This is a genomic window from Falsiroseomonas sp. RANM36, from assembly GCF_056682175.1.
This window is the reverse complement of the sequence record NZ_JBWXTD010000006.1, coordinates 181,343-195,547: the sequence shown is the minus strand read 5'-3', so window position 1 is coordinate 195,547 and position 14,205 is coordinate 181,343. Positions and strand designations below refer to the sequence as shown.

Genomic DNA, 14,205 nt, shown 5'->3' with positions numbered 1-14,205 from the left:
CCAGCTTCGCTGGCCGCCACTGTGTCTACCAGAAGCCGTGATGCGCCACGGCCGCCTCGTCCTCCAGCAGCGGGCCTTCCACGCCGATGGCGCGCTGGCCGGCGGCGAAGACGGCGCGGCAGGGCAGGTCCATGGTCAGGTTCTCCGGATGCGGGCCGATCATCGCCTTGAGGCGCTTCTCCGACAGCCCGAACACCACGCGGCCGATTCCCGCCCAGTAGATCGCGCCGGCGCACATCGCGCAGGGCTCGGCGCTGGAATAGAGCGTCGCCGCGGCGCGCAGCCCCGGCGCCAGTTCGATGCAGGCCCGCGTGGCGACCAGGCGCTCGGCATGGGCGGTGCCGTCGCCATGCGGGTGGAAGCCGTTGCCCGATTCCATCAGCACGCGGCCCTCGGCATCGGCCAGCAAGGCGCCGAAGGGGTGCTGGCCGGCGGCGCGGCTCTCTCCGGCCAGGGCGATGGCGCGGCGCAGCAGGGCGAGGTCGTCGGGCATCGCGAATCTCCGGCCGGTCCGTGCTAGGAAGGGGGCGATGTCCTCCTTCGTCCATCTGCACGTCCATTCCTCCTATTCGCTGTCGGAAGGCGCGATCAAGGCGGAGAAGCTGCCGGCGCTCGCGAAGGACGACGGCATGCCGGCCGTGGCGCTGACCGACACCGCCAACCTGTTCGGCGCGCTGGAATTCGCCCAGGCCTGCGCCGGCAAGGGCATCCAGCCCATCATGGGCTGCCAGTTCTTTTTGTCTCGTTCCGCCACCGAGGATGCCGGGCGCGCGGCCGATCCGCGCTTCAGCCGGCCCGACCCGATCGTGGCGCTGGCCAAGGATGCGCAGGGCCTCGAGAACCTGCAGCGGCTCTCCTCCGCCGGCTTCCTCGGCAGCGATCCCTCCGGCCAGCCCTGCGTCACGCTGGACATGCTCGGCGCGCACGCGCAGGGGCTGATCCTGCTGACCGGCGGCACCACCGGCCCGCTCGGGCGCCTGCTGTCGGAAGGCCGGCGCGACGCCGCCGCTGCGTTGCTCGCGAAACTGAAGGAACGATTCGGGCAGGACGACCTGGTGGTGGAGCTGCAGCGCCACGGCCTGGCGGTGGAGCGCGCGATCGAGCCGGCGCTGCTCCGCCTGGCCGACGAGGCGGGGCTGCCCATCGTCGCGGCGAACGACGTGTATTTCGCCAGGACCGGCATGTACGAGGCGCATGACGCGCTGCTCTGCATCGCCGAAAGCCGCGTGCTGGCGGAACAGGACCGCCGCCGCGTGACGCCCGAGCATTGGTTCAAGCCGGCCGCGGTGATGCGCGACCTCTTCGCCGACCTGCCGGAGGCCTGCGACAACACGCTGGCCATCGCGCGGCGCTGCGCGGTGATGGCGGAAAGCCGCAAGCCGGAGCTGCCGATCTGCCCGAAGGTACGGCCAGGCATGACCGAGGCCGAGACGGTTGCGGCCATGGCGCGGGAGGGGCTGGAACGGCGGCTGGACGCGCAGGAAACGGCGGAGGCGGCTCGGGCAATCTATCGCGAGCGCCTGGCCTACGAGCTCTCCGTCATCGAGAAGATGGGCTTCTCCGGCTACTTCCTGATCGTCGCGGACTTCATCCAATGGGCGAAGCAGCACGGCATCCCCGTCGGTCCCGGCCGCGGATCGGGCGCCGGTTCCGTCGCCGCCTGGGCGCTGCTGATCACCGATCTCGACCCGCTGCGCTTCGGCCTGCTGTTCGAGCGCTTCCTGAACCCCGAGCGCGTCTCGATGCCGGATTTCGACATCGATTTCTGCCAGGACCGGCGCGACGAGGTGATCCAGTACGTGGTGCGCGAATACGGCGCGGACCGCGTCGCGCAGATCATCACCTTCGGCAAGCTGCAGGCGAAGGCGGCGGTGCGCGACGTGGGCCGCGTGCTAGGCATGCCCTATGGCCAGGTGGACCGCATCGCCTCCCTGATCCCGTTCAACCCCGCGAAGCCCGTCACGCTGTCGCAGGCGATCGAGGGCGAGCCGAAGCTGCAGGAGATGCGCGACAACGACGAGCAGGTCGCGCGCCTGCTGGAGATCGCGCAGCAGATCGAGGGTTGCTACCGCAACGCCTCCACCCACGCCGCGGGCGTGGTGATCGGCCGCAAGCCGCTGGCCGAGATCGTGCCGCTCTACAAGGACCCGCGGTCCGACATGCTCATCACCCAGTATTCGATGAAGCATGTCGAGAACGCCTCGCTCGTGAAGTTCGACTTCCTCGGCCTCAAGACGCTGACCGTGCTGGAACGCGCGGTGGAGCTGCTGAAGACGCAGGGCATCACGCTCGACCTCGCGGCGTTGCCGCTCGATGACGCGAAGACCTATGCGATGCTGGCCAAGGGCGACGCCGCCGGGGTGTTCCAGTTCGAAGGCCAGGGCATGCGCGACTGCCTGCGCATGATGCGTCCCGACCGCTTCGAGGACCTGATCGCCGCCGTCTCGCTCTACCGTCCCGGCCCGATGGCGAACATCCCCGCCTATTGCCAGCGCAAGCATGGCGAGGCGTGGCAGCCGCCGCATCCGGCCATCATGCACATCGTGCAGGAGACCTACGGCATCCTGGTCTACCAGGAGCAGGTGATGCAGATCGCGCAGGAGCTGGCGGGCTACAGCCTCGGTGGCGCCGACCTGCTGCGCCGCGCGATGGGCAAGAAGATCCGCTCGGAGATGGAGGCGCAGCGGAAGATCTTCGTGGATGGCGCGGTGAAGAACGGCGTCGCCGAGGCGAAGGCCGGCGAGATCTTCGACCTGATGGAGAAGTTCGCGGAATACGGCTTCAACAAGTCGCACGCGGCGGCCTATGCGCTGGTCGCCTATCACACGGCCTATCTGAAGGCGAACCATCCCGTCGCCTTCCTCGCCGCCTCCATGTCGCTCGACCTCGGCAACACGGACAAGCTCGCGGGCCACATGCAGGAGGCGGCGCGGCTCGGCATTCCCGTGCTGCCGCCTGACATCAACCGCTCCGGCGCGGAATTCGTGCTGGAGCCGCAGGCGGACGGCAAGGTGGCGATCCGCTTCGCGCTCGGCGCCATCAAGCGCGTCGGCCTCGGCGCGATGAAGGACCTGGTCGCGGCGCGCGATGCGGGGCCGGCCTTCGCCTCGCTCTCCGACTTCGCAGGCCGCGTGGACCCGAAGCTGCTCAACAAGATGCAGCTCGAGAACCTGGCGAAGGCCGGCGCCTTCGAGACTCTGGAGAAAAATCGCGCGCGCGTCGTGCAGGGCGCCGAGTTCATCCTCCGCGCCGCGCAGGAAGCGGCCGAGCGCCGCGCCAATCCCACGCGCGACATGTTCGGCGCCGAGGCCGCGCCGCCGCCGCTGCGCCTGCCGGAGGCGCAGGACTGGCCGCTGCTGGAGCGCCTCGCCTTCGAGGCGGAGGCGGTCGGCTTCCATCTCTCCGCGCATCCGCTCGACACCTACAGGCGAGCGCTGCAAAAGCTCGGCGTCGTCTCCTCGGCGCAGATCGCGGAACGGGCGCGCGGCGGCGGGCGGCTGAAGCTGGCGGGCACGGTCGTCAGCAGCCGCAGCATGAAGACCAAGACCGGCAACCGCATGGCCTTCGTGCGCATGTCCGATGCGCAGGGCGCCTATGAGGTGACCTTCTTCAGCGAGGTCCTGGCCCGCGCCGGCGACCACCTGGCCGAAGGCCAGGCGCTGGTGGTCACCGCCGATGCGCGGGTGGACGGCGAGACGCTGCGCCTGACCGCGCAGGATGTGGAGCCGCTGGAGAAGGCGGCCGCCGGGATCGCCGGCGGGATCAAGCTCTGGCTCGAGCAGACCGCCGTCGTGCAGCCCATCCGCGCCCTGCTGGAGCGCGAGGGGCGGGGCAGGGGGCGCGTCGTGCTCGTGCCGATGACCGGCCCGGGGCAGGAGGTGGAGATCGCGCTGGCCGGCGGCTTCAACGTCTCGCCCCGGCTGATGCAGGCGATGAAGGTGCTGCCGGGCGTCGCCGAGGTGCAGGAACTGTAGAGCGGCCCGGCGGCCTGAGGTAAACCCGCCTTGCCAGCAACGGAGGCACGACGCTGACCGCCCATCTGCCCGACCTCTCGCCCGACCGCGTCGCCCTTCTGGTGGATGCCGCGCTGGAGCGGCGTAACCTGGTGCGGCTGCGCGAGGATGCCGGCCCGCTGGTAGAGGCGATGCCGCCCGAGGCGCAGCCCTTCGCCGAATTCGTGCTGCACGAACTCGCCCGCGCCGCCGCCCGGCTCGACATGCTGGAAGCCGCGCAGCAGGAAGCGCGGCTTTCGCGGGAGGAACGGCTGCGCCTCGATCCGCTGCGCTTCATTCCCGCCGCGCGGCTGGCCGCGGCGCTCGGCCCCGCCGCCCCGGCCGAAGCCGGCCCCGTCGCCATCACGCCCGGCGCGCCGGACTTCATCGGCCAGGGCTGGTGGGAGACCGAGCAGACCGAGGGCGGCGCGCTGACATGGTCGGGCGCCGCGCGCTGCGCCACGCTGCTGCTGCCCGCGCTCGGCGGTGGGGAGCTGGTGCTGACCATCTGTCTCCGCTCGCCCTTCGGCCTGCCGATGGACATCACGGAGCAGGACCTGTTCCTGGACGGCGTGCCGCTGGTGTTCGACACGGTCTCCAACGACGGCACGGTCGGCATCTTCGAGGCGCGGCCCGTGCTGCCGGAATTGCCGGCGGGTGCGCGGCTGACGCTGCTGCTGCACGGGCCCCAGCACGAGGACCCGTCCCGCGGACCGCGACGCGACACGCGGCGCATCGGCCTCGGCCTGGTCTGGGTGCGGCTGGAGCGCGCGTGACGCTGCGCATCCTCGTCACCGGCGACGTCCTGCGCCCGCTGGACGAGGGGTTTCGGCCCTCGCAGATCGGCAACATCCTCTGGCTGCACCGCCTGCTGCGCCGCCCGCTCGCCGCCGCGACCGGTCTGCCGGTGCAGGCGCTCGCCTGGGGTGCGCCTGGCGGGGACGCGGTCGCCTTCGACACGCCGGGCTTCTACGCCGCCGCCGGCGTCGCGCCCGACATCGAGGGATGGGGCGCGCTGTTCGACGCGCCGGACCTCCCGCGCGCGGCGGCGGCGCGCCTGGCCGCCGCCTTCGACGGCGCGGCGGTGGTGATCGGCTTCGAGCTGGCGGAGCTGCAGAAGCGGCTGCTGAACCGCCTCGGCATCCCCTGGGTGGATCTCAACATCCATCCCTACCGCTTCGGTCCCGACCTGCTCTTCGCCGTGCAGACCAGCCATGACGCGGTGCTGGAGGCGCTGGTCGCGCATCACGCCGAGGATCATGTCTTCGAGCCCTGGGCCGATCTGGTCGCCGCGACGGCGGTGAAGATCCCGGTCAACCCGCCGGTGACGGAGGCCGTGCTGGTGGTCGGCCAGACGCGCGTGGACCGCTCGCTGCTGGCCGGCGGAAGGCTGATCGACCTGCGCGACCTCGCCCCCGCCTTCCACCGCGCCATCGGGCCGGAGGGGCGCATCCTCTACAAGCCGCATCCCTACAATCCCGAGGGGTTCGGCCTGTTCGACCTCGGCCTGCCCTTGCGCCGCATCCGCGACGTCGCCGACAACGCCTATGTGCTGATGGGGCAGGAGGCGGTGCGCCGCGTCGTCGGCATCTCCTCCTCCCTGGTGGCGGAGGCGCGCTTCTTCGGGAAGGAGGGCGTGTTCCTCGGCACGCCGCCCTTCCGCATCGCGCCCACCCGCGATGCGCTGGCGCCGGGCATGCATGCCAGCGTGGTGGATGCCTGGCTGTCCGCGGATTTCTGGCGCGACCTGCTGGCGCCGCTGCTGCCCGTCAGCGCGCATGACGGGCGGCGCCCGTCGCTCGGGCCTAATGCGCTGCGCACCTCGCTCCGGCAGTTCTGGGGCTGGGACGAGATTTTTTTCCAGCTGCCCTTCGACCTGGCGCAGCAGCGCGCCGAGGAGCGCGGGCGATAGCCGTCGCTACCGCGAGAGCAGCGCCAGCGCCTGCTCCGCGGCGGCGGCGATGGCAGCGGGGCCGTGATGGCGCTCCACATGCTTGCGCGCCGCGCGACCCATCTGCACGCGCAGCCCGTCATCGGCCAGCAGCAGCTCCACCGCATGCGGCAGCCCCTCCTCCGAGACGAGCAGCCCGGCGGTGGGCGGGATGCCGCCCTCGATCGTGTCGCGCAGCGCGACCACGGGCAGGCCGCAGGCCATCGCCTCGATCGTGGCGCGCGGCAGGCCGTCGCCGAGGGAGCTGTGCACCATCACGCGCGCGCGGCGCAGCACGGCGAACACCTCCGCATGCGGCAGGCGGCGGAAGAAGGTGACGTTCCCCGCCGTGCCGGCCTTGCGCGCGGCGCGCTGCGCCTCGGCCAGCAGCGGGCCGCCGCCGACGAAGGCGAGCCTGCGGCGTGCGGCGAAGGGCAGCAGCGCGGGCTGGTTCTTCCGCTTCTCGGCGAAGGTGCCGACATTGACGATGTCGAACTCTGGCCGTTTCGGCGGCACGCCGTCGCCGGCCAGCGCCAGGTCGATGTATTTCGGCAGCACCATCGCGCGCCCGTCCTGCAGGGCGGGGCGGAAATGCCGGGCCAGCTGCTCGCGGTACTCGCCGAGGATCGCCGCCGCGCCCTCCACCAGCGGATCGGTCACCGCGCCGCCGACGATCAGCCCGTAGCGCGCGCCGGCCGGCCGCGCCGCCTGGACGAAGGCGTTGATGCGGTAGCTGAGCCCCTTGTAGAGGACGGCATCCGGCGCGAAGGCCGCGATCTCGTCGCGCAGCGCGGCGGAGAGCAGGTGATGCGGCACCGTCGCGGGCGCGTCCACCGGACAGAAGCGGACGGGCACGCCGAGGATGTCCTCCTGCTCCGCGCCGGCGCCCTCATGCATGCGCCAGATGCGCGCATCCACGCCGCGGGCGCGCAGCGCCGCGCAGAGATGCAGCTCCCGCATCGCGCCGCCCATGCTGCGGTTCGCATGGCTCATCACCAAGGCGAGGCTGCGCATGGCGCGGGCCCCGGGCGGTTCTATTCGGCCGCCTCGGCGCGCGGCGCGGCGGCGCGCGCGGCCGGCGCGAAGGCGTGGTCGAGGGCGGCGAGGAACTCCGCGCGGTCGATCACGTCGCGCAGGCTCGCGCCATACTGCGCCCGCGTCGCGGGATCGGCGGCTTCCAGCATCGCCCGCGCGAGATCCACCGGCGAGCCACGATCGAAATGCAGCGCGTCCACGCCGGCCTCGGCCTTCTCCGCCATGCCGCCGATGCCGGAGACGATCAGCGGCGTCCCGGCCCGGCGCGCCTCCTGGATCACCACCGGCGAGTTCTCCCACCAGACGGAAGGCACCACGACCCAGCCGACGCTGCGCATCAGCGCGACCGCGTCCATCGCGTCGTAGCGCCCGGCAAAGGAGAGGTTGGCGCCGGCGTCCTCGATCTGCGTCTCCAGCATCGGGAACAGGCGCAGCACGTCCTCGCGGTCGGCGCCGAAGACGGTCAGTGTGATGGCGGGGTCCTCGCGCAGCGCCAGCGGCAGCGCCCGCAGCAGCACGTCCAGGCCCTTGTAGGGCGTCGGCTGGCCGAAGAAGCCGAAGCGCGGCGCCATGCGGTGCGGGTCGCCCGGCCGCCGCGGCTCGGCCAGCAGCTCGTCGCCCAGGAAATTCTCGATGACGCTGGCGGGCCGGCCGGCCAGCCCCCAGGCCTCGTAGCGGCCCTGGAGGAAGGCGCTGGGATAGACGATATGGTCGAAGCGCCGCAGCACGGAGAGCAGCGTCGCCTTGCGGAAGGCGAAGCGTTCCAGCGTCTGGTCGGGGAAGCAGGCGAGGCAGGCGAGCGGGCTTTCCCGCCGGCACAGCTCGCGCGAGCGCGTCTTCACCATCTGGCCGTGATGCAGGCAGATCGCCAGCATCTCGTGCAGGGTGATGACGAAGGTCGCGTCGGGTCGCGCCGCCATCAGGTCGTGGATCAGGTCCACGCCGATCCGCCAGTAATGGTGCAGGTGATAGACGTCGCTGCCGAGGCCGGCGAGGAATTCCACCAGCAGCCGGCGCTGCCAGGGATCCTCCCAGGCCAGACGGTCCTCCGCCATGCCGGCGAAGGAGAAGACGTAGTCGTCCTCGCCATGCGCCATCACGGTCTCGATCGGGCGCTGCGCGGCGTAGCTGGTGCCGGTCTCGCAGCCGCCGACGAACACGGCACGGCGCCCCGCGGCGCGCAGCGCGGCGAATTCGCGATGCGCCGCCATCTCGCCGCCGCCTTTCGAGAAGTCGGGGTGGGAATGCGCCAGCACGCAGACGCTGCGCGGGGTCTCAGCCATGCGCCGCCGCCTCCGCGGGCATGGTCCCCGCGCCGGCCGACCACAGCCTTTCGAGATGGGCGTGGACCGGCTCGGCCGCGTGGCGGTTGGACCAGCTGCGCGGCAGCGCCGCGAAGCGCCGCCTGGTGTCCTTCGCCTGGCGGGCGCGCAGCAGCCGCTGCAGGCTGTCCGCCAGCGCCGGCGCGCATCCGGCCACGGCATGCAGCGCTAGCAGCCGCGCCAGCTCCGCGCCGCTCAGCGCCTCGGCGAAGGCCGCGCCGGGATCGTCGGCGATCACCGCCGCGGCGAAGCCCGGCGCGTCGAGCGCCAGCACGCCGGTGGTGCCGCTGGCCCGCCTGAGCGCCTCCGCCGCAGCCTCGCCCACGAGCACCTCCGGCCGGCCCGTCGCGTCGAAGGCCTGCGCGATGTCGTCCGCCGCCGCGCCCATCAGCAGCAGCCGGTCGCAATGCCTGGCGAAGAGTGGCGCGGTCACATGGAACAGCCTTGCGAGCATGGGGTCGTCGGCGCCGAGCAGCAGGGCGGTGCGCGGCGTGCCCTCCGTTGGCGCCGCGGCCACCCGGCCGAAGGCTTCCAGCATCGGCGCGAAGGCCGCCTCCCGCCGCGCGATCACCTCGCGCAGCAGCGCGAGCCCGGCCGAGCCGGCGGCCTCCACCGGAACGGCGAGCCCCGCCGCGGTGGAGCGGCAGGCCGCATCCAGCAGGTCCGGGATGCTCGCCGGCGCCGGGTGGCAGCGCAGCCACACCTCCTCCCCGGCCTCGATCTCGGCGTATACGATCAGCTCCACCGCCTGCAGCCGGTCCGCCAGCGCGCCGCCGATGCGGCCATAGCCCGCAAAGCCGGCGGGCAGCCGGGCGCCGTGCCACTCGGCGAAGTCCAGCATGCGCGGCTCCGCCGGCGCGCCGGGGGCGGCGCGCATCCAGCCGATCGCCGCCGCCTCGATCCGCGCCGCCGGCGGCACCGGGCCTTCGGCGCGCAGCATCGCCAGCACCTCGCCCGAGGCCGCCTGCAGCGCCTCGGCCTCCGCGATGCGGCCGTAGTTGGTGGCGCGGCCGCGCACCGCGGGCATCGCGGCCAGCCAGTCGGCGAAGGCGCCGAAGGGCCGGTTCTGGTGCGTCATCAGCGGCGCGAGCTCGGGCTCGCGTGCCGCCTCGCGCAGCAGCTCCAGGTTGATCCCCCAGTTCCGCGCCGCGATGGCCCTGGGAAGGGTCCGCTCGACCTCGGCCGAGAGCATGTCGGCGCGGATCAGCACCTCGCCGGCGGCCAGCGTCAGCACCAGCTCGGCGGGCGGCTCCTCGGGCAGCGCGATAACCAGGGTGAAGCCCTGCACCACGCATGCGCGCGGATCGGCGATGGCGACATCGGGGCGTTCGTGGAAACTGGCATGCAGGATGGCGCAGGGCGCATCCGGCCCGGCGGCGATGTCCACCGCGCCCTCGACGCCGCGCGGGACCATGGTCCAGCCGAAGGCGATGCCGCGGCGCGGCGCCAGCTGGGCGAAGCAGTCCAGGCCGAGTTGGCGCACATCATCGAGGTAGACGAACACCGGCCCTTACGCCCCCGTGCAAGACCGCGCCGACTGACGCCGCTTTGCCCACCCGTGTCAACCTCGCGCGTGGCTTGCATGGCGGACCGATTCAGACCTCCGGGGCTTGCGCCCCTTCGGTCATCGGGCCGCCTAGGTCGCCGGCGGCGCGCCCCAGGCGACGAAGGGGCCGTTGCGGAAGCCCGCCGCCGTCTTGCCATAGCCGAAGGCCGCGCCCTCCGGCGTGGTCACGCTGCCGCCCGCCGCCTCCAGCACCGCCTGCCCGGCGGCGGTGTCCCATTCCATGGTGGGTGCGAGGCGCGGATAGACATCGGCCTCGCCCTCCGCGACCAGGCAGAATTTCAGCGAGGACCCGATCGAGCGCCGGCGGCCGACCGGCAGGCGGCCGAGGAAGGCCTCGGTGTCGGGATCGAGATGCGAGCGGCTGGCCACCGCCACCAGCCCGGAAGCCGGCCGCGGGCGGGCCTTGATCGGCACCCAGGCGAGGCCGGCCGGCGCCACGCCGGGCGCCAGCGCCGCCGCCTCCGCCCCGCGGCCCAGCGCCCCCCGCCAGATCCGCCCGATCGCCGGCGCATAGACCACGCCACAGACCGGCCGCCCGCCCTCGACCAGGGCGATGTTGACGGTGAACTCGCCCGAAGGGCCCAGGAATTCCCTGGTGCCGTCCAGCGGGTCCACCAGCAGGAAGGCCGCGCCCGCCGGCGGGTCGGCCCGCGCCGCATCCTCCTCGGAGACCACGGGGATGCCCGGGGCGGCGCGCGCCAGGCCGGCGGCGATGATCGCCTCGGCGGCCAGGTCGGCCTCGGTCAGCGGGCTGCCGTCGCCCTTGGCGGTGACCTCATGCGGGCGGCTGCGGATCGCGACGATGCGGGCGCCGGCTTCGGCGGCGATGGCGACCAGCTCGGGCAGCAGCACGGCGGTGTCGGGCATGTGTTTGCGATTCCTCAAGACTGGTCCTGCAGCCTGGCGCCTTCCCGCCGGCCGCGCTGCCCATCTTGCGGGCGCGTGCTGGGGTATGGGATAGCCGCATTGCGCAAAGGTTGCACCCCATGGGCCGCATCGCCGTCCCGGCCTCCGGGGGCGGGGCGGCGCGACAAGGTCGAGGACTGCTTCACGATGGACCAGATACCCCTTGGGCACCCCTCCGGCGCCCAGGCGGCTCGCGGCCTGCTCCGGTTCCTCACCTGCGGGTCGGTGGACGACGGCAAGTCCACGCTGATCGGCCGGCTTCTCTATGAAAGCCGCCAGATCATGGAGGACACCCTCGCCACCATCGAGAAGGACAGCCGCAAGCACGGCACCACCGGCGAGGATGTGGACCTCGCCCTGCTGGTGGACGGGCTCGAGGCCGAGCGGCAGCAGGGCATCACCATCGACGTCGCCTACCGCTTCTTCGCCACGCCGAAGCGCAGCTTCATCGTCGCCGACACGCCCGGCCACGAGCAGTACACGCGCAACATGGCGACCGGCGCCTCCAATTCCGACCTCGCCATCATCCTCTGCGACGCGCGCAAGGGCGTGCTGACCCAGACCCGCCGCCACACCTTCATCTGCTCCCTGCTCGGCATCCGCCATGTCGTGCTGGCGGTGAACAAGATGGACCTGGCGAACTGGGACGAGACGACCTTCGACCGCATCGTCGGCGACTGGGCGACCTTCGCCGCCGGCCTCGGCTTCGCGACGCTGACGCCGATCCCGGTTTCCGCCCGCTTCGGCGACAACGTCACGCAGAAGAGCGGCAACTCGCCCTGGTACCGTGGCCCGACGCTGCTCGCGCATATCGAGGGCGTGGACGTGGAGCATGGCGCGGACCAGAAGCCCTTCCGCTTCCCGGTGCAGTGGGTGAACCGGCCGAACCTCGATTTCCGCGGCTTCTCCGGCACCGTCGCCTCCGGCCGCATCGCGGTGGGCGACGGCGTCGTCGTCGCGGCCTCCGGCCGGCAGAGCCGGGTCGCGCGCATCCTTGGCCCCGATGCCGACCAGCAGGTCGCCGCGGCGGTGAACGCGGCCGCCGGGCGCTTCGGCCGACTCGACATCCTGTTCAACTGCGCCGGCGGCTCCGTGCCCGAGGACGGCACCGTGGTGGATGTGCCGCTCGAGGTGTTCGACCGCACCATCGGCCTCGACCTGCGCGGCACCTTCCTCTGCTGCCGCCACGCCATCCCGCACATCATCGCCGCGGGCGGCGGCACGATCGTCAACATGTCCTCCGGCGCGGCGCTGCGCGGCGCCAGCCCGCACCATGTCTACACCGCCGCCAAGGGGGCGATCCTGTCGCTGACGCGCGCGCTCGCCGGCACCTATGCCAAGCACAACATCCGCGCGAACGTCATCGCCTCCGGCCGCGTGATGACGGAGCGGATCATCCGCCAATGGGGCGGCCTGGATGCGCAGTCCGACGGGCGCGATCCGCAGGACCCCGTCGGGCGGCTGCGCGAATATCCCTTCTGGGTCGGCGAGCCGGAGCATGTCGCCGCCACGGCGGTCTTCCTCGCCTCCGATGCCGCGCGCATGATCACCGGCGCCACCATCGCCGCCGATGGCGGCCGCTCAGCGTATTGATTTGCGTCGCGAAGTGCTGGCGCACTTCGCCCTCAGACGCCGGCGCGCCCCTGGCGCTTGGCTTCGCCGCACAGGCGGCGGGCCGCATTCGCGGCCTCGGCGGCCAACTGGCCGCCGCAGGCGGCTGATGCGCGACGCAGGAAGGAGAGATGCTCATGATGGCCGCGCCCTGCCGGATGCTGCTGATCGGCGCCTATGCGCCGCCCGCCGATGGCGGCCTGACCCTCGGCACCTTCGCCAACAGCCGCGAGACGATGCTCGGCAACGCCGCACGCCTGCCGGTGCTGCTTCAGGACGTGGAGTGGGACGTGCATCCCGGCGCGCCCGCCTCCCCCGGCTTCTGGCCGGTGGAGATGCGCGAGGAATTCGCCATCGCCGGCGTGAACCGCCTGCCCGTGGTGCGGCAGGAGGCGGCGAGCGGGCGGTGGGACGCGCTGGTGCTGCTCGGCGGCGGCGATCCCGGCTTCCTCGAGGCGCGGGAGATCGCGCATCGCCACCGCGTCGTCGTCACCGCCTGCGCCCACGCGCAGATGCACGCCGCTTCGCTGCTCGGCCGGCGCTTCACCATCCTCGACGTGTCGGAGAACCACAATCTCCGCATGGCGGACCTGGTGCAGCTGTATCGGATGGAGGATCGCTGTGCCTCGATCCGCAACCTGGAATTCCCCCTGCCCCGCGCCGCCCATGAGGGCCGGATCAACGTGCAGCAGGAAGCCGAGCGCCACGCTCGCGGCGAGCCCTCAGCCATGCTGGAGGCCGCCGTCACCGAAGCCGTCGCGGCGATCGAGGAGGATGGCACCGACTGCTTCATCCTCGGCTGCTCGGCGGCCTATTGGCTGCAGGCGCCGCTTCAGCGGCGGCTTGCGGAACTGGGCTGGGACGTGCCGGTGCTGGAAGGCTATGGCGCGGCGGTCGCGCAGGCGAAGATGCTGGTCGGCCTCGGTGTGGATGCGAGCGGGCTCGCCTTCCCCGCCGATCCGCCGCGCCGCACGCGCCGCCGCAAATTCGTCTGATCGTTACCGGCTGGCGCGCAGCAGCGCGGGCGCGACCAGCAGCGTGACCAGCGCAAGCTGCGCCGCGGTGGCGAGCATCGGCACCAGCCACCCGCCGCTCGCCGTCACCAGCAGCCCGTACAGCAGCGGCCCCGCGACATAGCCGAGGAAGGTCAGCAGCGTGGAGCCGGAGGTCGCATCCGAGATGCGGTCCTTCGGCGAGAGCCGCGCGACTTCCGCCAGGTAGATCCCGTTCCAGCTCGCCGCGACGAAGCCCGCAACGGCGGCGAGCAGCGCGGCCAGCGCGGCACCCGGCGCCTGCGGCAGCGCCGCCAGCAGCAGCACCGCGGCCGAGGCGGCGAAGCCCTGCACCAAGAGGTTCACGATCGGCCGCCCCGTGCGGTCCGCCAGCCAGCCCAGCGCGATGCGCGCCACCACGCCCGCGCCCTGCATCGCCGCGAAGGCGCCGCCGGCCTCCACCAGCGTCAGCCCGCGCGTCTCCACCAGCCAGGTGACAGTGAAGGTGAAGAGGCAGCCCTGCACGATGGCGAAGGAGACCGCGAGCAGCGTCAGCGGGAGCAGCGCCGGCGCGAGCAGCAAGGCGGTGAAGGGCAGCGCCAGGGTGCGCGGCGCGAAGACGTCGCGCGGGCTGACCGAGCGCGCGGGATCGCGCTCCGCGTCCAGCTCCCGCCGCAGCCCCTGGATGGAAAGCGCTGCCAGGAAGGCCGCCGCGGCGCAGACCGCCAGCGCCGCGCCCCAGCCGAACAGGCTCGCCACTGGCGCCGTCACCAGCCCGGCCAGCACGCCGCCCATCGGCGCGCCGGCTTGCTTCACCGAGAAGATCAGGCTGCGATGCCGCGGCGGCGCC

General features: G+C 72.6%; 11 protein-coding genes. 5 read left to right on the top strand and 6 right to left on the bottom strand.

The genetic code is table 11. The annotated features are described in order from the left end of the window. Positions 1-25: 25 nt before the first annotated feature. On the bottom strand, positions 26-493 hold the full coding sequence (locus tag AC1MIR_RS22470) for a nucleoside deaminase (protein ID WP_480030419.1): 468 nt from the start codon (positions 491-493) through the stop codon (positions 26-28). A 37-nt stretch (positions 494-530) separates the two neighbouring features. On the opposite strand from AC1MIR_RS22470, the gene dnaE reads away from it, so the two are divergent. The 3 genes from dnaE to AC1MIR_RS22455 all read left to right on the top strand — a co-directional run bounded on the left by dnaE (position 531) and on the right by AC1MIR_RS22455 (position 5,904). Further along, entirely contained in the window at positions 531-3,974 is a 3,444-nt protein-coding gene (gene dnaE / locus AC1MIR_RS22465) for a DNA polymerase III subunit alpha (RefSeq protein ID WP_480030418.1), read from the top strand. 101 nt (positions 3,975-4,075) lie between these two features. Further along, positions 4,076-4,768 (top strand): hypothetical protein, encoded by a 693-nt coding sequence (locus tag AC1MIR_RS22460; RefSeq protein ID WP_480030417.1) that lies wholly within the window; start codon positions 4,076-4,078, stop codon positions 4,766-4,768. Next, a complete protein-coding gene (locus AC1MIR_RS22455) occupies positions 4,765-5,904 on the top strand; it encodes a hypothetical protein (protein ID WP_480030416.1) in 1,140 nt (379 codons plus the stop codon). Before AC1MIR_RS22460 ends, AC1MIR_RS22455 begins: the two co-directional genes overlap by 4 nt. 6 nt (positions 5,905-5,910) lie before the next feature. On the opposite strand, the gene AC1MIR_RS22450 is transcribed toward AC1MIR_RS22455, so the two are convergent. From AC1MIR_RS22450 to cysQ, 4 genes are all read right to left on the bottom strand, one after another. Further along, a complete protein-coding gene (locus AC1MIR_RS22450) occupies positions 5,911-6,936 on the bottom strand; it encodes a glycosyltransferase family 4 protein (RefSeq protein ID WP_480030415.1) in 1,026 nt (341 codons plus the stop codon). 20 nt (positions 6,937-6,956) lie between these two features. Beyond that, positions 6,957-8,240, bottom strand: a complete 1,284-nt coding sequence (locus AC1MIR_RS22445) for a glycosyltransferase (protein WP_480030414.1) — start codon at positions 8,238-8,240, stop codon at positions 6,957-6,959. Continuing rightward, on the bottom strand, positions 8,233-9,783 hold the full coding sequence (locus tag AC1MIR_RS22440; protein WP_480030413.1) for a hypothetical protein: 1,551 nt from the start codon (positions 9,781-9,783) through the stop codon (positions 8,233-8,235). The genes AC1MIR_RS22445 and AC1MIR_RS22440 overlap by 8 nt, the downstream gene beginning before the upstream one ends. Before the next feature lie 132 nt (positions 9,784-9,915). After that, complete coding sequence (gene cysQ / locus AC1MIR_RS22435) at positions 9,916-10,713, bottom strand: 3'(2'),5'-bisphosphate nucleotidase CysQ (RefSeq protein WP_480030412.1); 798 nt, start codon at positions 10,711-10,713, stop codon at positions 9,916-9,918. A 186-nt stretch (positions 10,714-10,899) separates the two neighbouring features. Between cysQ and AC1MIR_RS22430 the strand changes: the two genes are divergently transcribed. After that, a complete protein-coding gene (locus AC1MIR_RS22430; RefSeq protein WP_480030411.1) occupies positions 10,900-12,345 on the top strand; it encodes an SDR family oxidoreductase in 1,446 nt (481 codons plus the stop codon). Positions 12,346-12,494: 149 nt separating this feature from the next. Continuing rightward, the gene (locus AC1MIR_RS22425; RefSeq protein ID WP_480030410.1) at positions 12,495-13,358 is read left to right on the top strand and encodes an aspartate/glutamate racemase family protein; all 864 of its coding nucleotides are present in this window, start codon (positions 12,495-12,497) and stop codon (positions 13,356-13,358) included. A gap of 3 nt (positions 13,359-13,361) precedes the next feature. On the opposite strand, the gene AC1MIR_RS22420 is transcribed toward AC1MIR_RS22425, so the two are convergent. Then, positions 13,362-14,205 (bottom strand): MFS transporter (locus AC1MIR_RS22420; RefSeq protein WP_480030409.1); only part of this gene is annotated, 844 nt, incomplete at its 5' end.